Annotated in this window: 22 protein-coding genes; 12 read left to right on the forward strand and 10 right to left on the reverse strand. The window is 44.8% G+C overall.

The annotated features are described in order from the left end of the window. Nucleotides 1-326 precede the first annotated feature (326 nt). Both QUB24_RS16655 and QUB24_RS16660 read left to right on the forward strand, forming a co-directional pair. On the forward strand, nucleotides 327-1,145 hold the full coding sequence (locus QUB24_RS16655) for a hypothetical protein (protein WP_333154283.1): 819 nt from the start codon (nucleotides 327-329) through the stop codon (nucleotides 1,143-1,145). Nucleotides 1,146-1,254: 109 nt separating this feature from the next. Beyond that, nucleotides 1,255-2,190, forward strand: coding sequence for a DUF1350 family protein (locus QUB24_RS16660; protein ID WP_333154284.1), 936 nt, complete (start codon nucleotides 1,255-1,257; stop codon nucleotides 2,188-2,190). Here the strand turns inward: QUB24_RS16660 and QUB24_RS16665 are convergent. From QUB24_RS16665 to QUB24_RS16680, 4 genes are all read right to left on the reverse strand, one after another. Further along, nucleotides 2,187-2,999: a DUF4058 family protein gene (locus QUB24_RS16665; RefSeq protein ID WP_333154286.1), complete on the reverse strand. Its 813-nt coding sequence runs from the start codon at nucleotides 2,997-2,999 to the stop codon at nucleotides 2,187-2,189. The two genes, QUB24_RS16660 and QUB24_RS16665, sit on opposite strands and share 4 nt — an antisense overlap. Before the next feature lie 32 nt (nucleotides 3,000-3,031). After that, a complete protein-coding gene (locus QUB24_RS16670) occupies nucleotides 3,032-3,823 on the reverse strand; it encodes a DUF4058 family protein (RefSeq protein ID WP_333154287.1) in 792 nt (263 codons plus the stop codon). 109 nt (nucleotides 3,824-3,932) lie between these two features. After that, nucleotides 3,933-5,759 (reverse strand): threonine--tRNA ligase, encoded by a 1,827-nt coding sequence (gene thrS / locus QUB24_RS16675; protein WP_333154288.1) that lies wholly within the window; start codon nucleotides 5,757-5,759, stop codon nucleotides 3,933-3,935. Beyond that, a complete protein-coding gene (locus QUB24_RS16680; protein ID WP_333154290.1) occupies nucleotides 5,752-5,901 on the reverse strand; it encodes a hypothetical protein in 150 nt (49 codons plus the stop codon). Before QUB24_RS16680 ends, thrS begins: the two co-directional genes overlap by 8 nt. 286 nt (nucleotides 5,902-6,187) lie before the next feature. Here QUB24_RS16680 and QUB24_RS16685 point away from each other — a divergent pair, with 286 nt between their 5' ends. The 9 genes from QUB24_RS16685 (at nucleotide 6,188) to QUB24_RS16725 (ending at nucleotide 16,373) form a co-directional block, all read left to right on the forward strand. Then, the gene (locus QUB24_RS16685) at nucleotides 6,188-6,517 is read left to right on the forward strand and encodes a DUF2605 domain-containing protein (protein ID WP_333154291.1); all 330 of its coding nucleotides are present in this window, start codon (nucleotides 6,188-6,190) and stop codon (nucleotides 6,515-6,517) included. A gap of 607 nt (nucleotides 6,518-7,124) precedes the next feature. Then, nucleotides 7,125-7,436 carry a DUF2973 domain-containing protein gene (locus QUB24_RS16690; protein WP_333154293.1) on the forward strand — a complete coding sequence of 104 codons (312 nt, stop codon included), beginning with the start codon at nucleotides 7,125-7,127 and terminating at the stop codon, nucleotides 7,434-7,436. Nucleotides 7,437-8,034: 598 nt separating this feature from the next. Then, nucleotides 8,035-10,023, forward strand: coding sequence for a DICT sensory domain-containing protein (locus QUB24_RS16695; RefSeq protein WP_333154294.1), 1,989 nt, complete (start codon nucleotides 8,035-8,037; stop codon nucleotides 10,021-10,023). Between the two features lie 978 nt (nucleotides 10,024-11,001). Further along, nucleotides 11,002-11,502, forward strand: a complete 501-nt coding sequence (locus QUB24_RS16700) for a peptidoglycan-binding protein (RefSeq protein ID WP_333154296.1) — start codon at nucleotides 11,002-11,004, stop codon at nucleotides 11,500-11,502. A 299-nt stretch (nucleotides 11,503-11,801) separates the two neighbouring features. Further along, nucleotides 11,802-12,227 (forward strand): photosystem I reaction center subunit II PsaD, encoded by a 426-nt coding sequence (locus QUB24_RS16705; protein ID WP_332949173.1) that lies wholly within the window; start codon nucleotides 11,802-11,804, stop codon nucleotides 12,225-12,227. Between the two features lie 507 nt (nucleotides 12,228-12,734). Then, entirely contained in the window at nucleotides 12,735-13,595 is an 861-nt protein-coding gene (locus QUB24_RS16710) for a GNAT family N-acetyltransferase (protein ID WP_333154298.1), read from the forward strand. 111 nt (nucleotides 13,596-13,706) lie between these two features. After that, entirely contained in the window at nucleotides 13,707-15,254 is a 1,548-nt protein-coding gene (gene trpE, locus QUB24_RS16715; RefSeq protein ID WP_333154299.1) for an anthranilate synthase component I, read from the forward strand. A 79-nt stretch (nucleotides 15,255-15,333) separates the two neighbouring features. Then, on the forward strand, nucleotides 15,334-16,218 hold the full coding sequence (locus QUB24_RS16720) for a PhzF family phenazine biosynthesis protein (protein ID WP_333154367.1): 885 nt from the start codon (nucleotides 15,334-15,336) through the stop codon (nucleotides 16,216-16,218). 29 nt (nucleotides 16,219-16,247) lie between these two features. Then, nucleotides 16,248-16,373, forward strand: a complete 126-nt coding sequence (locus QUB24_RS16725) for a hypothetical protein (RefSeq protein WP_333154301.1) — start codon at nucleotides 16,248-16,250, stop codon at nucleotides 16,371-16,373. Nucleotides 16,374-16,390: 17 nt separating this feature from the next. Here QUB24_RS16725 and QUB24_RS16730 read toward each other — a convergent pair whose 3' ends face one another. From QUB24_RS16730 to petH, 4 genes are all read right to left on the reverse strand, one after another. Further along, complete coding sequence (locus QUB24_RS16730; RefSeq protein WP_333154302.1) at nucleotides 16,391-17,242, reverse strand: hypothetical protein; 852 nt, start codon at nucleotides 17,240-17,242, stop codon at nucleotides 16,391-16,393. Between the two features lie 292 nt (nucleotides 17,243-17,534). Next, a complete protein-coding gene (locus QUB24_RS16735) occupies nucleotides 17,535-18,851 on the reverse strand; it encodes a homoserine dehydrogenase (protein WP_333154303.1) in 1,317 nt (438 codons plus the stop codon). Nucleotides 18,852-18,987: 136 nt separating this feature from the next. Continuing rightward, on the reverse strand, nucleotides 18,988-19,764 hold the full coding sequence (locus QUB24_RS16740; RefSeq protein WP_333154305.1) for a Uma2 family endonuclease: 777 nt from the start codon (nucleotides 19,762-19,764) through the stop codon (nucleotides 18,988-18,990). 144 nt (nucleotides 19,765-19,908) lie between these two features. Then, nucleotides 19,909-21,114, reverse strand: coding sequence for a ferredoxin--NADP reductase (petH, locus tag QUB24_RS16745; protein WP_333154306.1), 1,206 nt, complete (start codon nucleotides 21,112-21,114; stop codon nucleotides 19,909-19,911). Nucleotides 21,115-21,978: 864 nt separating this feature from the next. Here petH and QUB24_RS16750 point away from each other — a divergent pair. After that, nucleotides 21,979-22,983 carry a phosphoribulokinase gene (locus tag QUB24_RS16750; RefSeq protein ID WP_015179263.1) on the forward strand — a complete coding sequence of 335 codons (1,005 nt, stop codon included), beginning with the start codon at nucleotides 21,979-21,981 and terminating at the stop codon, nucleotides 22,981-22,983. A gap of 91 nt (nucleotides 22,984-23,074) precedes the next feature. Here the strand turns inward: QUB24_RS16750 and QUB24_RS16755 are convergent, their stop codons facing one another. Both QUB24_RS16755 and QUB24_RS16760 read right to left on the reverse strand, forming a co-directional pair. Continuing rightward, a complete protein-coding gene (locus tag QUB24_RS16755; protein ID WP_333154307.1) occupies nucleotides 23,075-24,271 on the reverse strand; it encodes a 5-methylcytosine restriction system specificity protein McrC in 1,197 nt (398 codons plus the stop codon). A 56-nt stretch (nucleotides 24,272-24,327) separates the two neighbouring features. After that, nucleotides 24,328-26,562, reverse strand: a complete 2,235-nt coding sequence (locus QUB24_RS16760) for an AAA family ATPase (protein WP_333154309.1) — start codon at nucleotides 26,560-26,562, stop codon at nucleotides 24,328-24,330. Between the last annotated feature and the right edge of the window lie 72 nt (nucleotides 26,563-26,634).

Genomic DNA, 26,634 nt, shown 5'->3' on the forward strand with positions numbered 1-26,634 from the left:
TTGTCCGATACCTAGAAAGTAGACCACAATTATTTATCAATGCACTGTTTAGTTATTTTGTCAATGCGTAAGTCCTACTTCAGATACACAGGGATAAATTAAATTCCCGATCCGTGTTCCTGTGCGCTCTAACAAAAATTTTTAAATTGTCAAGTCGCACAATCAAGCGACACTCATTTGAGTTAACTCAAATGAGTGTCACCAGAAAAAGCGACTGTTAACCAACCGCGACGGGCAGTTATTCATAGATATAGCCACGGAAAAACAGAAACAAAATTTTCCGGCTAAATAACCCAAGCTAAAAGTTAAATTACTCGGACACAAACATGGAAGTTTCCACCTTTGAAATCCTCACCGCACCGATCGCACCTGTGATGGGCATCCCTCCACAACTCATCCCAGTGGCTCGTCGAATCGTTCAGGGATACTTTCTCACCATCTCCAATCTCGAAGCGATCGACTTGCGATATCGGATTGAGTTTACCATCAGCTTACCCGTGCCGGCAGATCCTAATAAAATCTTGCTCAACAACGCTTTCTTAGTTGTTGACGTTGAAGGCAGTAACATCGAGGTGCCTCTGACTCAGCAGCCAGGGAAACCGAAGGTATATCGCGCATTTTTCACAATACCCGCTCACAAAACTGCATCTGTTCAATTGTTGCCCATTCTGCCAAAAAGTCTGACTCCTGGTTTGTTGGAAGTGCGCGGCTATGTCTCGCTATTTGTGCCAGCGCGTTCCATCTTTCCAAAGCCTCAACCCCAAAGCAAGAAACCAGTCAAGGTGTTATTGAATCCCGAAATTCGCGGTACTTTCTTGCCAAACGATTTCCCATCAGAAACTCGAACTTCACCGGACTTCGATCAAATTAATTACACTTTAGCGATCGCCAGTGGAAAAGGCTTGAACGAGATTACGCCTGAACCAGGTAAACCAATTATCATCGATTTACCAATTGTTGGCCCAATTTTGGAAGAGTTACGCAACGGTAATTTGGACTTGGCTACTTTGGAAGGAGACAATTCAGAAAAAGCTCAAATGCTAGTGCAACTGCTGGCCCAACTGGATGCCAATGATGTCAATTTGAAAGAGCTAAATACAGTGATGGATAAATTCGATATTCCTGTCAGAATGTCTCGCGGCTAGAACTGTTAAATGGTAAGTAACTGTACGGTGGGCATTGCCCACCTTACGTTTAATTACCTTTGATTACGTTTAATTAAGCCTACTTATACACTCACTGAGCTTTATTCAAATGTCGAACTCATTTAAATTTCAGCCTGTTTCTTTTAGTTGGGTGGCTGTTCATCCGCAGCCCAAAGGTGTTGTTCAATTTATTGGTGGAACTTTTTTTGGTAGTTTGCCAACTTTGTTTTATCGATATTTTTTACAGCAGTTGTTTGAAGAAGGTTATACCGTAGTTGCTTTGCCGTTTAGATTTACTTTTCGTCACTGGCCGATCGCTATTGGGTTATTAAAAGAGCAGGAGATTCTGAGAACAGAACTGACCCAAATTGCTCAAAGATTAGGCTATGAAAGCGAAATTTATCAAGAACCATCGAGTTATTTTTGGGTGGGTCACAGTCTGGGATGCAAGTACATTGCTCTTTTAGAATTTTTAAGCGACGATCGGTATCCAAATATTGTGGAGAAATTCTGCGATCGCCCTGACTACGAACGGATTCAAAGGTTAATCGAAAATCTGGGCATCGACAGACCTTCAATTAAAGACCAGCCGTCCTTATTAATTGCTCCTGATATCAGCAATACAGAGAGCGCTATTCCAGTGCGAGCGCTAGCAAAACTGTTAGACAAATTCCGCTTAGGAGTGCTACCAACCAGAGAACAAACTCAATGCTTTATTGCAAATAGTTCTCTGTTTAACTTGACTGCAATAATTTCTTTCGATCGAGATGATATTGCTGGTTCTACCAATGATATCAACAAAAGCCCAGAACAACAAAAAAACAGCGATGTACTTTGGCTCATAGAACAGCTAAGTAAGAGAAAATTGCCTTTATTGAGCCAGGAAATAGAAGGCAAACATTTAGAGCCGATTGGCATCAAAATCGGTTATTATATTGTTGACCTCAATCCTTGGGATAAATTCATCAAACCTCTGAAAAGCCGATTCCTGGAATATTGGTCGGTTCATTTTTTGGATGCTTTGAAAAAGCGGTTAGGCGCTTAAATATCGGTTGTTATTTGCGATCGCCCTTTCAATCCCCTCTCCTCCAACAAAACATCCGCCCAAACAGCATCGGTTTCGGACAGCGGGGGAACTGGTGCGGCGGTGTAATCTATTCTAAAGTCATAGGCGGCGCGATCGTAAACCCCATTTAATAACGCTTGTAAATCTACAATTGGTTCCGCATCACCCGCGCGCAAAGGCAAGGGAAACTGAGGAATCATATCCGGTAAATTGAAAAGGTACAAATCTGCCAAAGGCCTTTGATTTCTCCGACTCACTAAAATCCGATAACTTGCCTCAATATCGTTACCAAAAACTGGTAGAGGTTGGTAACTTCGCAGCAAGTCAATCTCAACCAGATTAGTGCGACTACCAAACACCTTTTCTCGCTTTGCTTCATACATTTCTCGCCCTTTGCCAGGGCGCTTATTGGCAGGTGACAGCACTTCAAGCACTGTCACAACTTCCCTAGTTGCTGTATCTCTTACCTCTAAATATGCTTCCCTAAATTCCACAGGTACTGGCAGTCTTACTTTCAAAGCTGTCACAGGCGGTGCGGCAACTGCAACATTAGAAGAAGTAGGGTTGGTTGGACTAGGAGAACGCTGCACAGTCACATCAGGAATCCCCACTAATAGGGAATTGTCCCCGCTAAGCTCATAAACTCTTTTTTCAATATCGACGATATATTTGGGCAGCAACTGCGGCACTAATGATTCAAAAATGCTACTAATTAGCAAGTGATGTACTTGAGGCCATAATTCAGGACTTTCTAAATAAGGATTCATCCCTGGAAATGGATTAGGCATTAATCTAGCTCCGGTTAATTTACCTACTTCTATTATCCCCTTAACGCTCTGTCCCGCAACAGAGAATCGGCCCAAACAGCATCCGTTTCTGACAGCGGGGGCACTGCATCGGCTGTGTAATCAATTTCAAAATCATAACCGGCGCGATCGTATACTTGATTAATCAGCGCCTGTAAATCCAGAACAGGCTCTACATCTTCTGGACGCAAAGGCAAGGGAAATGCAGGAATTGTATCGGGAAGGTTAAATAAGTATAAATCTGCGATCAGGCGTTGATTGCTGCGGCTGACTAAAACGCGGCAGTCGCTTTTATGGGAATGTCCGAAAACTGGCAAAGGTTCCCCACCCCGCAACAAGTCTATTTCGACTAAATGGGTATTGCTATCAAATATTTTATTTCGCTTATTGTCATACTTTTCTCGACCTTCCCCCCGGCGTTTATTTGCAGGCGAAAGCACTTCAAGAACCGTGACAACTTCCTTGGTTGTCATATCGATTACTTCTAAATATCCTTCCCTAAATTCTTCCGACACTGGGATTCTCACTTTTAAAGGCTGCACAGTTCGGGAAGCGACGGCGACAGCATTAGATGCGATCGCACTTGTGGGACGGCGTTTCTGTTGGATAGAGACATCAGGAATCGCTACTAATAGAGAATTTTCACCTTTGATTTCGTAAATTCGCTTTTCAATAGCGACGCGGTATTTAGGGCGCAATTGCGGAGTTAACGACTCCTTAATCACACTAATCAGTAAATGATAGACTTCTGGCCAAAAATCAGGATGTTCTAAATAAGGATTCATCCCCGGAAATGGATTAGGCATGAGCGTACTTTCCGTTTACCACTACTATTTTAGCAGCTCACTTAAAAAAACGCAGACAATATCAAAATATCATCTGCGTTAATCCGCGTGCATCTGCGATTAAAATCCCCTAAAAATTGCCGTAACTACTAATAGCCGCCTGCAACCTCCCAATCACTTCATCAACCGAAATCGCCCCCAACTCCCCAGAAGCACGAGTCCGAATATTCAAACTATTCGCCTCAACTTCCTTCGCACCCACAACACCCATCACCGGAATTTTATCCTTCTCAGCATTGCGAATCAACTTGCCCAAACGCTCGCTATCCTCATCAGCTTCTGCGCGAATATTTAGCGCCTTCATCTTCGCCGCCACTTCCTTTGCAAACGGCAAAAACTCCGCGCTGACAGGCAACAACCGCACCTGAATCGGCGCCAACCACAGCGGAAAATCGCCCGCATACTGCTCGATCAAAATCCCGATCAAGCGTTCCAAAGAACCGAAAGGAGCGCGGTGAATCATCACCGGACGCTTGCGAATGCCGTCTTCAGCAACGTATTCCAAATCAAAACGTTCGGGCAAATTATAATCTACCTGAACAGTTCCTAATTGCCATTCTCTATCCAAAACATCTTGGAAAATGAAATCGAGTTTCGGGCCATAAAAAGCCGCCTCGCCAATTCCCTCAAAATAATTCATTCCCAAAGTTTCCACCGCGCGGCGGATTGCACCTTGAGATTTTTCCCAAGCTTCATCGGAACCGATGTATTTATCAGATTCTGGGTCGCGGAAACTGAGTCTAACTCTGAAATTTTTTAGCTGCAAACTCTTAAATACGGACAGCGTTAAATCCACCACATTTAAAAATTCTTGATCCAACTGTTCCGGCGTCACGAACAGGTGGGAATCATCCTGCGTAAACCCGCGAACTCGCGTTAAACCTCCCAATTCACCGGACTGTTCGTAGCGGTAAACTGTGCCGAATTCCGCCAAGCGCATCGGCAATTCTCGATAGGAACGCAATTCGCTTTTGTAAATTTGAATGTGGAAGGGACAATTCATCGGTTTGAGTACAAAACCTTGCTGTGATTGTGCCGCTTCCTCATCCTCGGCCATCAGCGGAAACATATCATCTTTGTAGTAAGGCCAGTGTCCTGAGATTTTGAACAAATCGACTCTGGCGATGTGCGGGGTAACAACTTGCTGATAGCCGCGTTTTACCTGTTCCTTTTTGAGGAAATCTTCAAGCAAACTTCTCACAATAGTGCCTTTGGGCGTCCACAAAGGCAAACCAGGCCCCACCGGATCGGCAAAGATAAACAAGCCTAATTCTTTGCCTAATTTGCGGTGATCGCGCCTTAATGCTTCTTCTTTGCGGTGTTTGTATGCTGCTAATTGTTCGGGGGTTTCCCAAGCAGTGCCGTAAATGCGCTGTAACTGAGCTTTGGTTTCGTCGCCGCGCCAGTACGCGCCTGCTAGGCTTTCTAGCTCGATCGCCTTTGGATTCAACTCACTGGTATTATCCAAGTGAGGCCCGGCGCACAAATCCCACCATTCCTCGCCCAAATGGTAAAGAGTAATCGGTTCGATCAAACCTTCTAAAATTTCTAATTTGTAAGGTTCGTTAATCTCCTTAATTCTACGTTCCGCTTCCTCGCGGCTGACTTCTTCCCGAATTACAGGCAATTTACGGTTGATGATTTTGATCATCTCTTTTTTAATGGCTTTTAAATCCTGTTCCGTAAAAGGTTCAGGAGTGTCAAAGTCATAATAGAAACCGTTTTCAATCCAAGGGCCAATGGTCACTTGCGCCTTGGGAAATAACTTCTGCACCGCCATCGCCATAACGTGGGAGGTGGTGTGGCGAATTTTTTTTAGTGGCTCCGACTCACTCGTGCGGGGCAACTCAATCTTAACGGACTCTTCTGGAGCGGACATGGATTCTGAGCTAGACATCGGCTGAATTAGCAATTAATTTAGTTGCAGTTGCTTCTATCTTACTCAGATTGGGACAGCAAGCGCCGACTTCCGGCTGGGGGACACTCCGGGAAATTAGGTCATTCTGGGCATTGGGCATTGGGCATTGGGCATTGGGCATAGTTTTTTTCTTCCTTCTTTCTTCTTCCTTTCATCCGTTACATCCGTTACAGCCGAAGAAAGCGAATCCCTTGCCGAACTTCCTTCTGCTATGAGCTATTGCTAGCGAGCCTGAGCCGATATTGCACAATTTGGGGATTTCCACTCAAAAATCGCTGCTGGCACAGTTAAATTTATTTACACCCACCTGCTAATTGTTGTTAAATTATTGAATTTTTGTTAAAAATATGTTACAATTTGTAAACGCTGTCTAAGACTATAATAGATAAATAACCCAATTTTGATCCATGCTTAATTCCAATTTGCCAGAACCAGAATTGCTCAAAGCGTTACTGGAACCGCTGTTAGAGGATTTCAATTACTGGTTCGCTCGATCGGCAAAGCTCTTAGAAACTGAAGAAATTCCCTTTCTGGGCGACGAAGATCAATCTGACTTGCTGGCGCGAGTCAAACAGGCTCAGCAAGAAGTAGGCGCGGCTACAGCTCTATTTCAAGCAACCGGAGGTCAAGTTGGGATTGAAACAGCAGCACTGATGCCGTGGCACAGACTGCTCGCCGAATGCTGGCAAGTATCGGCGCGCTTTCGCTCATTGCAATCAGCTCCCCCTGAAAAATAAGGAAGCGAGTTCAAGTTAAACTTGCAGTCAAATCCCAAACATGAGGAAATGTGGCGGCCCACTTGACAACCTAAAACAGATTTCCAGTTAATAAGTTATCAGAAAATTGGGTTTAAAACCCCGTCCTTTTAGGAAGGCTTTATTTCCAAAAAGTTCTAAAAGTTTCCCAAATAGTACCCTATACTACAAATAGATACAGGTAGAATAACCGCGAGCATCGAATGGATAACCAACCCCAAAATGACCCGCTTGAGAAACAATAATGTCTCGTGGGTGGCGAAAACCACAAAAACATAGCTAGGGTAGCCATCGCGCACCCATACCACAAAACTCAAAATCTTAGTAGTTAGATGTACCGTAGGGCATACGGGAACAAAGGGAATGATCCCTTAACGCTTGGGGAGACAAGCCCTCTGGGACTATTCAAATTAGGCTGGAAGCTTCGTTCAATTGGACGGGTTTGTGGTTTAAATATTGCCGAAGGGATGAATAGTTTAAAGGTATGTCAGTGAACCAAGAATCCCCGCGTTTACGGCCGGGAGTGTCAATACTTTCTGAAACACATTTGTAAATTGCTGTGTGGCTGTTTAGCCCGGAGGAGAAGATAATGTTGCACTTGCTTTATATTTTAGCTTTTACCGTTCTTGCCTTTCTGGCAGTCGGTAACTTAATCCGCAGTCTAGTCACCGTTGGTATGGAATCCCAGCGCCCTCAACAATTCAGGGCAAATAATCGCCACGCATCCTATCCTCGCTCTCAATCTGTACCGCATCCAGAACTTTTAGACGAACACGGAAATATTGTCAATGAGCCGCTGTTAGTGATGCGTTCGCTGACTGTCCAAGACGCCCGCGAACAATTAGATGCTCTCTACAAATCATCTCCGGGCGGCAACGACGAAGGGGGCGAACTAGCCTGATCAAACCACAGCCGCAGCATTTATACTCAGGCGCGATGCCTCAAAAAAATATAGGACTTACACGTTAGGTGTCAGAAACCCGGTTTATTCATAGATTGTGGGTAAAAACTGGGTTTCTTGGCATAAGTCCTCCAAATAATTGGTCGTTAGTTTTTAACTAATGGCCAATTATTTGTGATTTTTGAAAGTTTAATTGCCGATTAGCCAGATCGATCGCCAAAAACCGGTTCGCCAAAAACCGGTTCGCCAAAAACCGATAAAGATAGCACTGATATCAAGTAGCTCAAGAATAGTATAATGCAAGAGATCCGCAAGCGGTGCCTAACAAGTCTGAATGGTGAGAGTGCTAACGCCCGAATCCCAGCCTGAATAGATGAGTTGGCGTCAAAACCTAGAGGTAAAAACAGGTGACTTTGGGATGAACTCAAGGTCTTGGAGGCATACCTCTGCTTAGATTCGTCTAAGTGCTATTGCTAGCATGATATGACTTAAACAGTCGTGTTATGAAGCATAAATGTATCAGATACTGAAAAGGGATCGCTCTAAACCTCCTATCGATCCTGTTTTGTCATCGGCAAAAATGCACGTTTAAGGCTAGATGATCGTCCCTATTTCGCTACTGGCAGAACTTCTGCAAGCTTTGCCCCAACTGCGGGCACAAATTTATTTCAAATCTTCCATGACAGCCTTGTCTCACGCGATGGAAGACTTAGTTTTGGCGGGTTCCGACGACGAACCGCTAGTGATTGCCAGCTTTCAGCGAGAGCGCTTCTACCGCCAGGAAGCTCACCGCTACCGGCGAATTGCCTCACGCTCGTCTCAGGTATACGTGCTGGCAGCACCGGAAACTGACTTTAAAAATGCTTCGGAGTGTCACGAAACTGTGGCGTTTGCACCGGAGGACGGATTAAGCAAAGAGTGGCACTTAGTGGTACTGGGGGAACACTACTCAACTTGCCTGATTTGTCAAGAAAAAATTGTGCCGATCGACAACCAGGACGATCGCGGGCAACTGTTAATGGATCAAGCTCGCAGATTTGAAGGAATTTGGACGTTCGATCGCGAGGTAAGCTCCAAAGCGGCCGCATTATTGCTAGATAGAATTGTCAAATATCGCCCGGAATTGGCCGAAAAGATTGATCGAGCGCGAACGACTTACAAACTCAAAACACCGAAAAAAACGAGGAAATCCGCCACATCCAAAGCCGCCAAACCCGACATAAGTACGAGAAAAAACTCAAAAATTCCCAATCCAAAATTGAGCGATGCTTTTACCGAACGCTTAGTAACCTACTTGCAAGCAGGCCAGCACAAACTGCTCAAAGCATACAGCGCCATCGCCGCTCAGGAACGTAAAGAACGCCTGGTAAACTTAATTACCACGGCAATGCGGCAGTCTCTCAACCCACAAGAAATCGTCGAAGTCGCAGTGCAAGAACTCGGCACTGCCCTGTCAGCAAGCCGATGTTTGATTTATCGGTGCAAGGCCACAGATGTGGCGGTCAAAATAGATCGCGAGTTTTTGGCTCCCGGCGCTAGTTCCATGCTGGATCAGACTTGGCTGTTGCAGGAAAATCAAATATGGAGCGACGCGGTGGCGCGGCAAGAGCGAGTTTACATCCAAGACACAGCACAACACCCACTGATTGTCAATACACAATTCCTGGAAAAAACTGTAAAAAATTGGCAAATTGTCTCTTGGTTAATGGTGCCAGTGCTTTATCAGGGGCGGGTTTTGGGCATGGTGGAAATGCACCAGTGCCGCTCGACTTTGGCTTGGGAAGAAGACGAAATTGCTTTAGTAGAGGCGATCGCCACCCAACTCGGAGCAGCCTTAATTCAAGCAGAAACCTACGCTCATTTAGAAGAACTCAACCAACAATTAGAAGCATTAGACCGCACTCGCAGCAATCTAATTGCCATCACCGGACACGAACTCCGCACCCCTCTTTCTACGATTCAAGTGTGTTTGGAAAGTTTGAACTCCGAACCCGATATGCCTGCCCAATTGCGGCAAATCATGTTAGAAACAGCCCTCGGCGATGCCGATCGAATGCGGAAACTCGTGCAGGATTTCTTAACTCTTTCTCACTTAGAAAGCGGGCGAGTCCAATGGAATGTAGAATCGCTGACGCTGCAAGAATGCGTGGATTTAGCCCTCAGCAGCGTGCGCTCGCGCACGGTTGATCGACAGTTACCGGAAATTATCGCCGAGGTGTCGGCAGAATTGCCTTTAGTGCAAGCTGACGGAGAGTGGTTGGTGGAGGTGCTCTCCAAACTGCTAGACAACGCTTGCAAATTCACCACACCTCAAGGAAGCGTCACCATAAGAGCCAAATGCAACGGTTCTCGGATGGTGGAAGTGCTCGTAGCCGATACGGGGAGGGGGATAGAGGCGAACAGTTTAAAAGTAGTGTTCGATCGATTTTATCAAGAAGAAGGAGCTTTGCGCCGCAGCGCCGGCGGTACCGGTTTGGGATTAGCAATTTGCAAACAGATTGTTGCCGGCTGGGGCGGTAAAATTTGGGTAGATTCCGCAGGAAAAGACCGAGGAAGTGAATTTCACTTTACTATTCCCACTGTTTAGAGTCAATGGATACAGCGTATTCCAGCTTTAGGAAGTACACACTCCTAACCGGGTTTCTTTACAGTTCTCGCATCATTACTGATTCTGTTGCTCGAAACCCGGTTGATCGCGATCTACATCTATAGCCATGCTAAATCATTTGTGAATTTCTTACTCCCTCCCCTTGATAAGGGGAGGGTTGGGGTGGGGTCAAAAATTTACGACTCCTGCAAGGATTGCTATACATGGAATATACTGTAAAAAACCGGGTTGGTGGGCGTCTGAGCGCGCAAGTATCGATCGAGTGATATCAAATCCGGCTGCGCTGGCATGATATCAAATCCGCTGCTAACAAATTTGATATGAGGGGCTATTTACGCCGGACTTGATATCAAATACTAATCTACAGTCGTCTTGAGACGACTTGAGCTATGAGGCTCTTGTTTCAACCCCTGTCGGACTTAACGACTAATATTAATGCCGATTGCATCGGAAGGATTTAACCACAGAGAACGCAGAGCTCGCAGAGAAAGAGAAGAGAGAGATGAATAATTCCGATGCAAAGGTCAAGGAGATCAGCCTCAATCCTCACCCTGTGAGATCAGCCTTAAAGGTGATGTGGCTACGCGCTGTTCAGATTTAAAATCGAAAGTATCAAAGCAGATTCAGGATGCGCTTGCCGTCTTAAACCCGGTTTGGCGACAGAATACCTAGGGAGGCTGCCCAAAATTAATATCAGTTTAAAAAAATAATCCAACTGTAGGTAAGCTGCAAACCCCCATAGTAATCAGTCATGCCGAATCTAAAATCTAAAATCTAAAATCTAAAATGGTATAAGTCTCTTGTCCACAAGTCGCGAGATGGTAAAAGTCGCTCGAATCTGTTGAGGCACTGCCGAGGCCAGTGTTGATTCGTGAAAAGTTGAGAAGGCAAATGTTTCGCCCGGAAAAAGTTTTTTCCCAGAAGAATACTCAAACCTAGAGGGTAGGAAAATCGATTATGTCACCTACAAGCCAGATGAAATCTACTCAACCTATGGCCAAAAAGCCACAACTACAATTAGGTTCTCAAGGTAAAGCGGTATTGGAACTCGAACAACTGCTAACCAAGTTACAACTTTATCGGCATCCTGCTAAAGGAATTTTTAACAAAGCAGTTGAATTTTCTGTGAAACTGTTTCAGTTTCGGGTTTTCTTGTCGCCGGACGGCATTGTCGGGCCGCTGACTTGGCAGGCGCTTTATACTGCAGCTCCAGTTAATATGCCGATACTCAAATTCGGCAGTTCTGGGGAAGCAGTCGCTACTGTTCAGGAAGTTCTCAAAACTTCCCAGCATTATGGCGGTAAAGTTGACGGCGACTTTGCTACTTTGACGGACAAAGCTGTTCGCGCATTTCAAAAAAGCTTTGGGATTCAGGCCGACGGGATTGTCAATCAAGAAACTTGGACTGCTTTGAGCCAAATTCCGCGCGGCTATGACCCTAAGTGGTTCTTGACTTAGGGTTGACGCGGTAAATTGTGCGATCGTGTGTGGGGGGAAATTGGGGGAATGTGCGATTATTCGGGTGCCCCACAAGCACCAGAATAATTGCTGTTTTTTTTTGATGATTTTTTCGGGATTCGTGCTGCCTAATTTGGTTTTATAACTTTGGTGGAAATTACCAATTATCAATTATTAATTACTAATTATCAATTATCAGAAAAGATCGATCGCCAAAAAACTGTTAATTTTCCTTACAATTTCGAGAACAGCGTGCAGTCTCGATGATACGATGCCGTAAAAATCCTTTGGATATATCTATGGCCGAACAACTTACTGGACAACCCCCAATCTTCGGCGGCAGCACAGGCGGCTTGCTGACCAAGGCGCTAGTTGAAGAGAAGTACGCTATCACTTGGACTAGCCCCAAGGAGCAGGTGTTTGAAATGCCTACGGGTGGCGCTGCGATTATGCGTCAAGGCGACAACTTGCTGCATCTGCCCCGGAAGGAGCAGTGCATCGCTTTGGGCGGCCAGCAACTGCGGGCTAAATTCAAAATCACCAACTACAAAATTTACCGCGTGTTTCCAGACGGTACTACTGAGTACCTGCATCCCAAGGATGGCGTGTTCCCTGAGAAGGTGAACGAAGGTCGTCCCTACAACGGTAAGATTGACCGCAATATTGGCAGCAATCCAAATCCGGCTAAGCTCAAGTTCAGCGGTAAGAAGACTTTCGATCCTTAGACAATGAGTGCATGGCTGAGCAAAACATAGGTAATATTTCCTGTAAGGCTCAGCTTGTAAACTTGTTATTGCAGTAGTATTCGGGCGTCCGAGGCCGTCGGTCGCAGCACCCGAATACTACTGCAAACTTCAAATATAATTAAAAGTTAATCGTTAAATTAAAAGTCAGGAACCTCAGCCTAAAGGCATGAGGCTTGAAGGAGAAATCTAACAAGCCGTTCTGACGGGCCTGAGTCTTAACTGACTACGTTTTTTGAGTCACGACACCCTGGGATGCGTAGCTAGTCCCTTGCTCTGTCGTTGAGAGTTAAACAGTTCTAAGGTCACTGGAACAGTGCTTTCAACCTAACAAGCTCTTAAAACTTTGGCGAAGCTAACTTTACTCCGAAAAGAGATTGAGGCAACCATACCTCACGGGAGGGGCAACCATACCCCTCCACCCCGCGAGGGGATTCAATTCAACGTAAAGCCGTCCTAAAAGGACGAGGTTTCAAACCCATAGTTCTGATGAATCTCGCAATCAGGCGAGCGCAGCCTTCTGATATCGATGTTTGCGCTCGCATTAATTATGAAGCTTTTAAAGATATTTCCGATCGCCATCAATTCCCTACAGATTTTCCGACGCTGGAGTTTTCAACTGAAATTATTGGTCTTGTGATCGAAAGTCCGGTATTTTTTGGCATAGTAGCCGAGAGCTCCGGTGCGGTTGTCGGCTGCGGGTTTATGGACGAACGCAACCCGATTCGCGGTATCGGGCCCGTCAGTGTCGATCGAACTTTTCAAGGCCGCGGCACGGGGCGGGAAATCATGAAAGCTTTGCTGGAACGCGGACAGGACGCTGTGGGTATCCGTTTGGTTCAAGAATCTTTTAATATGGCGTCGCTGTCGCTGTACGCTTCTTTGGGTTTTGAGGTGAAGGAACCTTTCGTGTTAATGGAAGGGAAGTTTCGCAGCCAGCCTCCGCATGGGTTTGAGGTGCGCCCGATGGCTAGTGAGGATGTTGGTGAATGTGCTGCTTTGTGCGAAACACTGTGCGGGTGCGATCGAATTTCGGAGATTGAAGACGCCCTGAATTTCTTTTCTCCATTCGTTGCTTGCAAACAAGGTCGGATTGTGGCTTATACTTGTGCGGTGTCGGCTTTGAGCCACAGCGTCGCGGAAACTGAGGCGGATATGCAGGCTTTACTGTTGGGGGCTGCTGCGTACAATTCCCAAGAATTGCTTTCTTTTCACTTGCCGCTGAGGTACCCAAGTTTGTTTCGCTGGTGCTTGCAAGAGGGGCTGCGCGCCCTCAAGCCGATGGCGGTGATGGCACTTGGCGAGTATCAGTCGCCGGAGGGATGTTGCTTTCCGTCTTTTGTTTATTGATCCCAAGACGGTGAGGACGCTTTTAATCGCTGAAATTATTGCCAGGATTGCATTTTTCCTCTTTCCTCTTCCCTCTTCCTTCTTCCTTCTTCCTTCTTCCTTCTGATATATATGATATTTCCCGATTTCTCACAATTCTCGGAACTGGCGACACAAGGCAATTTTGTACCCGTGTATCAAGAATGGGTTGCTGATTTGGATACGCCGGTGTCTGCGTGGTATCGGGTTTGTGCGGGTCAACCTTACAGTTTTCTGCTAGAGTCTGTCGAAGGTGGGGAAAAACTTGGGCGTTATAGTTTCTTAGGGTGCGATCCGTTGTGGATTTTGGAGGCAAGGGGATCTCGCACAACTCAAGTTTACCGTGACGGTTCCGAAAAAGTATTTACGGGCGATCCGTTTGTAGCTTTAACAGAATGTTTGCAGTCTTATCAACCGGTGAAATTGCCACAGTTACCGCCGGGAATTGGCGGGCTATTCGGTTTTTGGGGTTACGAGTTAATTAAGTGGATAGAACCGCGAGTTCCTGTGCATCCAGCCAGTGAGAATGATTTGCCGGATGGATTGTGGATGCAGGTGGATAATTTGCTGATTTTCGACCAGGTGAAGCGGAAAATTTGGGCCGTCGCCTATGCCGATTTGCGCGAGGTTGGCGTTGATTTTGCCGATGCTTATCAGCAAGCGTGCGATCGCGTTGGCAACTTAGTTCAGAAGCTGCAATCGCCGCTTTCCCGGCAATCTACTCTCATAGAATGGACACCTCCCAATAACGGGCAAGATGACCGTTCCACAACCGGAAATACAGAATTGGCTTACACGAGCAATATTACCCGTGAAAAGTATTGTGCCAATGTTTTAAAGGCTAAGGATTATATCAAAGCGGGAGATATTTTTCAAGTAGTTATTTCGCAGCGATTAGAGGCTGAATACAGTGGCGATTCTTTTGCACTTTACCGCTCTTTGCGTCTAATTAATCCTTCTCCGTACATGGCTTATTTTCATTTCGGAGATTGGCAGATTATCGGTTCGAGTCCCGAAATTATGGTGAAGGCGGAAAACACTGCTGATGGTAAAAAGATTGCAACTTTGCGACCAATCGCCGGCACTCGCCGCCGAGGTAAAACTCCTCAAGAAGATGATGCTTTGGCTGCTGAATTGCTGCAAGATCCGAAGGAAATTGCGGAACACGTCATGTTAGTTGATTTGGGGAGGAACGATTTAGGCAGAGTTTGCAGAAACGGTACGGTAAAAGTTGACGAATTAATGGAAATTGAGCGTTATTCTCACGTCATGCACATTGTGAGCAATGTGGTGGGAGAATTGGCTGAGGATAAGACAGCTTGGGATTTGTTGAAAGCTGGTTTTCCTGCGGGTACTGTTAGCGGTGCTCCGAAGATTCGGGCGATGGAGATTGTGCACGAGTTGGAAGGTTGCCGCCGGGGGCCCTATTCTGGGGTTTACGGGTATTATGATTTTGAGGGACAATTGAATAGTGCGATCACAATTCGGACTATGGTTGTTCGTTCTCAAGGAGGCGATAAACATTCGGTTTCTGTGCAAGCAGGTGCTGGTTTGGTGGCAGATTCTAACCCGGATATGGAATATGAGGAAACGCTCAATAAAGCCAGGGGAATGTTGGAAGCAATTCGCTGTTTGAAATAGTGAGGCGGAGCCTCTGGATCTCTGTTACCAGGCTCTGCCTGGTAACAAGAAACACAAACTACTGTTGAACGAGGGAAATGTGAATTTTTATATAGTTGACGTGTTTGCGGAGTCAAAATATGCTGGCAATCAACTAGCTGTATTTTGCGGTGCGGGAGTTGCCGAACTATCTGAGGCCCAAATGCTACAGATAGCGAGGGAAATCAATTATTCAGAAACTACGTTTATTCGATCGCCCGATCCGCGAGATGGTGGCTATGACGTGCGGATATTCACGCCCAAGAAGGAATTGCCCTTTGCCGGTCATCCGACTTTGGGCACTGCGTTTGTGTTGCAGCAAGAGATTATTCGCGAAAAGGTCGATCGAGTAATTCTCAATCTAGCCGTCGGTCAAATTCCCGTTACTTTTAATTATCACAATGAATCGGCCGAGATTTTGTGGATGCGACAAAATCCGCCTAGTTTTGGTCAAGTTTTATCAGCCGAAAGTCTGGCAAATGTCTTGAATTTAGAACCCGATGAAATTGATTCCAACTTCCCAATTCAAGAAGTTTCGACCGGAGTGCCGTTTATAATTGTCCCATTAAAAACTCTCGCTTCGCTCAAAAAAGCTCAGGTCAACTTAGATAAATATTTTGAGCTAGTTGATACAAGGTCAGCGAAAGAAATTTTGATATTTTGCCCAGAAACTTACAGCGACATTAATGATTTAAGCGTGCGAGTTTTTGCCCATTCATTAGGGATTCCTGAAGATCCGGCGACTGGCAGTGCTAACGGCTGTTTGGCTGGATATTTGGTAGAATACGCTTATTATGGGTCAGCAAAGATTGATGTCAGAGTTGAGCAGGGTTATGAAATCGATCGACCTTCTTTGCTGTTGTTACAAGCCGCCCAAAATAACGGGGAAATAGCAGTTTTGGTGGGCGGTAAGGTGGTGATGGTTGCTAAGGGAGAATTTGTGTAAAATATTTAACAGAGAATTATTAACCGCAGATGCACGCAGCTAGATTTAGATGCTTGTTTGGCGATCGAGATGTTACAATTTTGCTAATAGCGATCGCAGCACTTTGTCTGCTTCTCGCCGTCGCAGCGCGGGAAAACCAGCCATCTGCGGCGTGAAGCCATTCTATCTGAGTTTAAACAAAGCGCTTTTTTCGGAAAACTTGCAATTGAGTGCGATCGATCTCAACGACTACTGCCCGCCGTTTGTTGAGGACGATCGCATTGTGTCTGTTTAGCAAAAGCAACTGAGCCAATATTGCCACAATCGCGCGCCTTTTGAGAAACTTGCCTTCAAAACGCGCCATTCGGACGATCGCCTCCTCGATTTTATAACAACAGTTGTTACCCTTCTGGGAAATCACAAAAATCGTTCCCGGTATGTAATCCCCTTCATTTGCCCAGAAAGCATACCTTTCGCCTAAAGTAAAGTAGTGAAAAACATTGTTAGCCGTGGAAGTTTTAGCTAACTTTTCCGAAACGCCCAAAGAATTAAAAATTACAGTGGATCTAATATAATCCGGGTATTTTGCTGCTATTTGCTGAGCAACTTTGCCGCCCAAACTTTCTCCGATGACATCGGGCGGATTCCCGCTGTGAAATTGCTGCTTTATCCAATCAATAGCACCTACAGTTTGCGCCGATTTTAACTGGCGTTCTAGTTTTGCCATAAATACATCGGGCGTATCTTCCAAAACGCGCTCGAAAGGATACCAAGAACCGTAGCCGCGAATCACTAAAACAGGCGGGTTATTGCCAGAAATGGGAACGCGACTTTCAGCATAAAAACCCGTGCGAGAGTCTTCAAACACTTTTTCTATGATATAATTTCCATCAATAACTTGCCCTTCCCCGTGCCGAATGTAAATTGAAGGATTATTGGGTTTAAAAGTATCGTGCAGTTGGGGTTTGGCAAACTTTTCATACAGGGAATCTAGCAAATGCCTTCCCGTTTTGCGATCGACAAAATCGAATTCTGTTCCTTTCATTATCTGGTAGGGGCGGGTTTTACCAACAATATTTAATAAGTACAAAAAATCAACATAAACCCGCCACCGCACAACACATCGACAAAATCCAATTCTCTAGTTTTCATTATTTGTTAGGGGCGGGTTTTACCAACAATATTTAATTACCACAAAAAATCTACATAAACCCGCCCCCACGTATATCAAATGCGAAAAATGTACATCGGGATTTATCGTTGGGCGAGGGCGGGTTTTATAGATTGTCAATTATTGGCAAATAGTGTATGTGAAACCCGCCCCTAGCAAATCACTTTTACAAAACTCGCAACGTGCTAGCAATACTATCGACTGCTTCCAGCGCGCGAATTTCATCGAGTGCTTGTTGAAAATTACCTTCCCTAACATCGTGAGTCACGACGACAATTTCTGCTAAATCGCCGTGAATTCCCGTCTGCACAACTGATTCCAAACTAACTTTGTGGTTGCCGAAACAAGTGCCGAGTTTGCCAATTACCCCCGGAGTATCGCGCGTCAGAAAACGGGCGTAAAAGCGAGTAACAAGTTCCTGCATCGGAGCAATTTTGCAGTAGTGTTGGTGACTGCAACTCAGCAAAGGATGGGGAATCGGAACTGTTTCGGTTTTCAGGATGGCAGCCACATTCATAATGTCGGATACTACCGCGCTAGCTGTTGGGCCTGCACCGGCGCCGCGCCCGTACAGCATCAATTGCCCGATCGGCTCTCCTTCGACTAAAATTGCATTGTAAACCCCGTTAACACTCGCCAGCGGATGAGTTTTTGGCACAAAACTCGGATGCACTCGAATTGACAGCAGTTCGCTTTCTCCCTCAGCTTGCTTGCCATTGTAGCGGGATGTTTCTTGAGCAATAGCCAACAATTTAATCACAAATCCCAGCTTGTCGGCGTAGTCAATATCCGCCGCACTAACTTTTCTGATACCTTCGCAGTGAACATCTGCTAATTTGATGCGTCCGCCAAAAGCTAGCGAGGCTAAAATAGCAATTTTATCGGCAGCATCTAATCCATCTACATCTGCTGTGGGGTCAGCTTCAGCATAACCTAATTGCTGAGCGTCGGCGAGCACTTCGGCAAAGTCTGCGCCTTCTGTTTGCATCCGCGTCAGGATGTAATTAGTTGTGCCGTTGACGATGCCGGTGACAGTTTGAATGCGGTTTGCACCTAAAGATTGTTTGAGGCTTTGAATGACTGGAATGCCGCCGCCGACAGCAGCTTCTAGCATTACGTAAACGCCTTTTTTGTTGGCGGCCTCGAAGATTTCATTACCGTAGCGGGCGATAACTGCTTTGTTGGCAGTGACGACGTGCTTGCCGCTGGCAATAGCTTGTAAAATGAGCGATCGCGCCGGTTCCAATCCGCCAATCAATTCTACTACAATATCAATTTCCGGGTCAGTTGCGATCGCTTCTAGGTCAGTTGTCAGCACATTTTCTGGCAATTGTAAAGACCGAGTTCGAGAAATATCGCGCACTCCCACCCGATAGATTTCCAATTCCTGCAACAGCGGATGGCGGCCATCTGGGGAGAGCAAAATCTCTGCTGTTCCCGCACCAACTGTACCCAAACCTAGCAAACCAATTTTGAAAGCCACGACTTTGACCCGTAGAAACTCACTTCATCTAGAATCATTGTATGATAACCGTGGCTTCACTGAATACCCAGAGACCCGACTTCTTAAAAAAGTCCGGGATCTACATGACTAATTAATCCAGATTTTACATGGCAATTTAAAGTTCTGTATCCATCTCTATCCCCATTTCTCGCAGCCGCTGCGCCAATCTTTCGGCCCGCTGCCTTTCGGCATTAACTTGCTGTTCTAGTTGCTGATTTTGCTGTTCTAGTTGCTGATTTTGCTGTTCTAGTTGCTCATTTTGCTGTCCTAGTTGCTGTAGCTGTGCTTGTTCTTCTCGAATTAAATCTTCAACTAGGGGCGGACATAGCACTTGATTAACCGATAAAATAAATTCAGCGAACTGTACAGACTGAACTTGCTGTCCCGGCAAAAATTCCTGATGAGAATAACTGCCTTCATTTTCCGGGCGACTGCATACTCGTATTTTCGGTTGATTTGGGTCTACAATCCAATATTCAGGGATATCAATTAAGTCATATTCTGCCCGTTTGCGAATGTAGTCGTCCCGCCAATTTTGACTGGTAACTTCGATAACTAACAGCGGTTTTTCTTCAAATTCCAGCACTGCAGAACCAGGTTGCGCGCCGACTTGTTCCCACAGACTCTGAGTGCAAATCACCACATCAGGAACCCGACAAGAGTTTTCCTCAGTTCGGACGGCGGCAGTCACAATTGCAACTATCGGTAGGTTGTGTGCTGCAAAGAAGCGCCGGAACTGATAAACTAAAAATTCACAAATTTTGATATGTATTGCTGTAGGTGTTGGCATTTCAATCAGATTGCCCCGATATAATTCATAACAAACACCTGATTCTCCCTGATAGTTCAGATATTCTTCAAAGGTGAGTTTTTGGGTAGAAGTTATAACCATGTCAGTTATCTCCCTTTTTCGGTGAGCTTACTGTATATTTTACACTTGTATTGGGTGAACCAGCCCCTCCAGCCTCAAAACTGTTTCAAAAATTGTAGGGCGAGCTCAGCCCACCCTACAAATCAGATTAAATCAGGTAACACATTAATAAGTTTCAACGTGCCAACGGTGGTCTTTTTTCAACTGTTTCTGATAGCCAGCCCAGTCAACGCCGTACTTGCCAGCCGCGGCCGACATTCCCTCATCAATTCCGCCTTCCATACCCTTCAAACCGCAGATATAAGTGTGAGTATTCGGCTTTTGAACCAATTCCCACAATTGGTCTGCGTTCTCTTGAATCCGGTTTTGAATGTACATCTTGCCGCCGTCAACATTCTTTTGCTCGCGGCTGATGGCATAAGTCAAGCGGAAATTATCGGGGAACTCGCGCTGCAATTGTTCCAACTCTTCCTTATAAAGAATGTTGGGAGTGTAAGCAACTCCAAAGAACAGCCAAGCTAAACCTTTGAATTTGTAATCGGGATTGTTTTCTTTAAACATCCGCCACAAATAAGCCCGGAAAGGAGCAATACCCGTACCGGTACCCATCATAATAATGGTGGCTTCCTCGTCGTCGGGCAACAGCATTTCCTTGCCTACGGGGCCGGTGATTTTGACATCATCCCCCGGTTGCAAACCGGTGAGAAAAGTCGAACAAACGCCGAACACTTGTTCGCCAGTCTCTGGGCTTTTGTACTCTAGGCGGCGGACGCACAGCGAGACTGTTTTGTCGTCGAGGTGGTCGCCGTGACGGGTGGAGGCGATCGAGTAAAGCCGAATTTTGTGAGGTTTGCCGTTTTTATCCGTGCCATCAGGAATAATCCCGATACTTTGACCTTCGAGATAGTGCAAATTGCCTCCAGAAATGTCGAAGGTGACGTGGCGAACTGTGCCGTCGCCGCCTTCTCTGACTAATTCTTCTGTAGAAATGCACTTACCAATATAGGGATTGGCCGGTTTGTAGAGGTTGACAGGAACCTGAACTTTTTCCTTGGCTTGAGTCATGGGCTTAGTTTCTTCTCCAGATTTCTGACTCTGTAGCCCTGCTTCTGGTGCGACTTTGCCATTTGTTTCGGGAGCGCTGTTTGAGGGGCGGATGCTGACAATTCTTCCACCCATCCGAGCAATCCGGCGCATTTCCTGATTCATGCGATCGTAGGGCACGGAGATAAATACGCTGCCGCTACGGCGAATCGGGTTACTTATTTGGTCAGTTGCTTGGCTCTGACGCATACCCTCCACTTCGTAAACAAAGATGCGGCTGCCTGATTCTGAGTTGGCCGCCACACCAGATATGCTTGGGCTGTACATTGGTTGATTTTCCTTCACGATACAGAGTTATAAAGAAAGAGAATGTGACGTTAGACTCAATTTACTTTTTTCTTAAGGCCATCGGGACTAATTGGCCTCGCCAATTTTTGGGCCTCGCCACGCCGGCGGGAGTGTTGAAGTTGCGATCGCTCGCGTATCAAATCCCTACTAGCCGAACGCCGCGCTCACCGAGCCCGCTTTGCGTTCGGCTGTTGACCTATAGCTATTGTTGTCTGCGTACTGCCAATATTTTACCCGATCGGGGGATCTGCCCCGATAAGTCGTTTTGATTGCCGATCGGTGATGGAGTGTGGCATCGGGCAACAAATAGCTCCTATTGACCGAAAGCAGCCAGGTACAAGATCCTGGATTTATGACTCCCAGGCTGACTGACGGGTCAATTCTACAATCTAAAATCTAAAATCTAAAATCTAAAATCTATCGACGTTGAGCTTGTAGTGGGCGATCGCATTCTGGTAAGATCAACTACTAAAGTTAGTGTTAATAGATATTAGGATCTTATGCCCCAAGCAATCCCAAATGCCTTGTGCGATGGGATAGGGAGCTGCGTAGTTCAGCCCAGGCGGGTCAATCCGCTCGAAGTAAAAAAGAAAGGGGAGGGATTCACGCCTCCCATGTCATACATAAATGACTATACTTTTACAAGCTATTAATTACTTGCCTTGAAGATTGCTTGGGTCTTCCCGGGCAGGCAATCAACTCACTGCTGTATGCTGGTGAGAACTCGATCGTCTCGGGGTAGCACAGCAGCACAAAGCCTGCTTGCCGCTACCTGCGGGCTGAAATTTTGTGGAATCTAGACTTGAGTTAGTTAGTAAACAGTGATTTTGTTAGAGGGAAACTATGACAAGTAAGCCGGATCGCGTGGTTTTAATTGGCGTTGCCGGAGATTCCGGATGCGGAAAATCTACTTTTTTACGCCGATTGACAGATTTGTTCGGGGAAGATTTCGTGACTGTAATCTGCCTTGACGACTATCACAGTCTCGATCGCAAGCAGCGCAAGGAAACAGGGATTACAGCCCTTGACCCCAGAGCCAACAATTTTGACCTGATGGCCGAGCAAATGAAGGCTCTCAAAGAAGGTCACGCGATCGACAAGCCGATCTACAACCACGAAACCGGTATGATCGACCCACCCGAAAGGGTAGAGCCGAATCACGTAATTGTGATTGAGGGGCTGCATCCCCTGTACGACGAGCGAGTTCGATCGCTCCTCGACTTCAGCGTCTACCTCGACATCAGCGACGAGGTAAAAATTGCTTGGAAAATCCAGCGCGACATGGCGGAACGGGGCCACCGTTACGAAGACGTGCTGTTTGCGATCAATGCTCGCAAACCAGATTTTACGGCCTACATCGATCCGCAAAAGCAATATGCTGATGTGGTAATTCAAGTGTTGCCGACCAACTTGATCAAAGATGACAAAGAGCGGAAAGTTCTGCGTGTGCAGATGATCCAGCGCGAAGGCATCGCCAATTTTGAGCCTGCGTATTTGTTTGACGAAGGTTCAACAATTAACTGGGTTCCTTGCGGCCGCAAGCTGACTTGTTCCTATCCCGGAATTAAGATGTACTACGGGCCCGATGCTTTCTACGGTCACGAAGTCTCGATTTTGGAAGTAGATGGTCAATTCGAGAATCTCGAAGAAGTTATTTACATCGAAAGCCATTTGAGCAAGACTTCTACGAAGTATGAAGGCGAGTTAACTCACCTGTTGCTCCAGCACCGCGAGTATCCTGGTTCCAACAATGGAACTGGTTTGTTCCAAGTGTTAGTCGGATTGAAGATGCGGGCGACTTACGAGAAGTTGACTGCAAAAGAAGCGAAAGTGGCTGTTAGTGTTTAGAACGCAGACATGAAAGATTTGGGAGGCGCAATTGCGCCTCTTTTTTTGTGGAGAAATGAACCGCAGAGGGCGCAGAGGGCGAAGAGTAGAGTTAGGGGAGGGTGTTTAGAAGTAGAGAGGTTAAGAAGGTTTTTCCGGCTTCATTGAGGTCGCTATCTAGGGAAAAAGTTAGACTGCGAACTCGGATAGCGCCATGTTTTATGTCTAGTGGCGTTGTGAGTTTTTGCGGGTAGACGAGAATTGCATTTTGGCAATTTAAGGCATTTGCATAAGCAACTATTTGATGATAGTCATTATTGGCTACTTTATCGGGCGCTTTGTATTTTGTATCGAGGACGTATTGGACTTTTTTTGTTGCAATATCGCACAGCAGTAAGTCAATGCGATCGAAATAGTTTTGGTCATGTGTGACTCGGTGTTGTTGTTTGACAAAAAAGCCTTTTGGTGTATTTGCTTTCAGCCATTCAGCGACAAATTGTTCATATAAATTAGCCATGTCTATGAGAAAAGGGAGCATTTCGCGATCGCCAGTTTCGTGACTGGGCCCTGTGTTATCTAAAAAGAATCGACATAAGGCGTGTAAAAGTTGATAATCTTGATTCAAACGGTGATAATTTCTATCAATACAAGCTTCTGATTTAAAAGGTTTTAATGTAACAAATCCTTGGAGTGCGTGAAAGGCTTTTCGCACAGTGGATGAAACAGATTCACGGCACAAACCGCTGCGGCCAATGATGAAAAGTGTCCAAGCCAGTATTTGATTGTCTTCAATATCGCCTGTTTGTTCGTTATAGTGGCATTTTAGTTTAACATCCCAAGGTTTTTGAACGGCTGACCGCAAATCGACGCGGCCGCGAATGTAGGCGAGTCTTTCTGTTTTGGATAAGTAATCGCGATATAATCCTTTGCGACAGCGTTCTAGAATTTTTTGGGCAAGAATGTTAGCTAATGTCTCGTAAATTTGTTCTAAAAATTGGCACTGAATCGAGCCTTGGGGAAATTTTATCTTAAGGTTGTAGGCATAGTCAAGCATTCCGAAGAGGTTGTTTATGGGAACCTTTGGGCGGATGGCGATGTGAAATTCTGGAGTGATGGGAATGTTGCCAACTCGGCCTTTAGATTTTAAGTGCCATTGATATTTTGTTTTAAAGTTGGGAAACTCTATTTCTATTTCCTTGGCATAGTTATGGTATATTTTCTTTCCTACTGATTCGGGGATTGAGTCTTGTTCAATAGTTGCTAATTGATATTCTGTAAGTTCGATAATTCGGCGGGATTCTGGTTTCATAATTGTGGTGGATGCAGTAACGCCACCGTATCGGCGTTAATGACGGCGTTAGATTGTCAATAGTCCAATTTATTCTTGATATTCTCCCAGAGAAACTCATCCATTTTTTCCAGGTTATCAAAGAAGTATTCTTCGAGGTATGGCTCAATTTCCATTTGCCAAATATCTTGGATATCTTCAGCTAAGGTTTTTGTCAAAAAGAAGGAGATGCCTAGTTCATAGTGTTTGTTGTTAATTGCGCGATTGACATCTTCTAGAATGCTAGTTAATTTATCAACTGGAAAACCTGTTTCCTCTCTCTGGTGATACTGTCGCAGGACTTCATAGTTTGGATAGACGGGAATGAATGCGAAGCGGCGGCGGAGTGCGTTATCGACTAAGGCAATAGAACGGTCTGCGGTATTCATTGTGCCGATAATGCGGACATTTGTAGGGATTTTAAAGGGTGTACCGCTGGCTAGTATAATAGAGCGTTTTGTGTCTTGTCGGTCATCTAGGAGATACATTAACTCGCCAAAGACTTGAGAAAGATTTGCGCGATTAATTTCATCAATAATGAGAACGCAAGTGTCTTTATAGTCTTTGGCTTTTTCGCAGAATTCTAGGAATTTACCGGAAACTATTGAGTAGGTTAATTGTTCGTTTTGAGTTGTTGGGCGGAGGCCTTCGATAAAGTCTTCGTAGGTGTAGGCGGGATGAAATTGGATAATGTCTGAGAAACCATTACCGCCGCCGTCACCGATTAAATGTTTGGCTAGTTTTTCGGCTATAAAGGTTTTTCCGGTTCCGGGTGGGCCTTGGATGATGGTTTGACCTTTGCGGTGGATGGCGCGTATATAGCGGTTTAGTTCTGTTTCGTCAAAGCCAGTTTCTTCCGCACACTTGGATAGAGTATATTTGGGATTTAGCTTAGATTCATTGACTAAGGAATACAAGTGGTTATTGATAGCTGTCTTTTTATCATCTAAAGTTGCCAGCAAAATCAGATCTATGTGATTGAGAAAAAATTGTGCTATTTGATGGCTTAACTGACTTGTAGATAGGTTAATTAATTCATTTTTAGTAATGAAAACCTCATTGTTTGACACATCGAGCATATCATATTTATTTCTGTTTTTAATAATAACTTTTTCGAGCTTATCAGCTTTAGTTTGCAAAACATTAAGAAAAATGGAACGATAGATTTCTTGGGAATAGCCAAAGGTAATATAATTACGATTAAGGCGGATATAGCAAAGTTTAAAATAGCCAAATTTCTTCTCTAATTCACCTTCATTCCATTTTGCATCTCCCGGCAAGGCAGAAAGCTGTGATGGTAGTTTAGCCGACACTAAATAGCACAGCCTATTAAAGGGTTCCTCTACATATTCAACTAATTTAGCGTAATTTCTATAAAGTAGAGAAAGCGAGAATTGACGTTTATTTTCCCAATAGCCTATCAATTCAAAACTATACAGTGAGAAGAGGTATTTAGGAGATATGGTATCATATTTCATATTTCTAAATCTATTTGTTTGAAAATCATTGTCGCCCCGATTAATCATAGGTTTTATTTCTTCTTCTAGATCAATAATTTCACCTTGAAAGTAATGAGCTAATTTGAGAGCAGCTTGTCTAACCTCATCACCTTCTATTTCTTCCCATCTTTCAGCAATCATATCTATTTCCATTAGCTCATTTAGAGTCTCAGTCTCAGCCCGGTCAAATGTGTCATCTTCCTCACATAAATCGTAGTCGGGCTGAATACTTTGAATACTTTTTTGGATAGATTCAGACAACTTTAATGTACTCCCAAAATTTTCTATGAGGATTGCTACTACATCTCGACGCACATTGTTGATTAAGTCGATTATTTCTCTGTCTAAATCATAGGAATAAGTTTTATTTTTAGGAAATTTATTTTTATAATCTTCATCTATTACTTGTTTTAAATTGCAAATATCGATTCCCAAAAAATCAGCAACATCCCAAAATTTTTCATAACCAACCATTCCTAATCCGCTATATTCAGCGTATACATAAAAAAGAGCTATACAGTAAAGTGATGCCTGAAAGTATTCAATTTGAGTGCGATAATTAACAATTCCTGATTTGACAAATGATTTCCACGCATTCTCCAGCCATTCTAAGACTCTAAACTTTGCCCGTTCTTCGGTATATTCATCAATTAATCCCCATTTATCTTCAGGAATAAATTTATAAAATACTTCATAGAAATCCAGGAATTCGCATATCATAGATTCCATGCTATCTTCTATCTCAGACCAGGTAATAATATTTGTGTAATTCATAATCGGTACCCTAAAAACAAAATAAAGCTGCTGTATCAAAAACGACTTATTTCATTAATGTCGTCTTTTTCT

It is taken from the genome of Microcoleus sp. B9-D4 (assembly GCF_036705105.1).
Lineage (GTDB): Bacteria > Cyanobacteriota > Cyanobacteriia > Cyanobacteriales > Microcoleaceae > Microcoleus.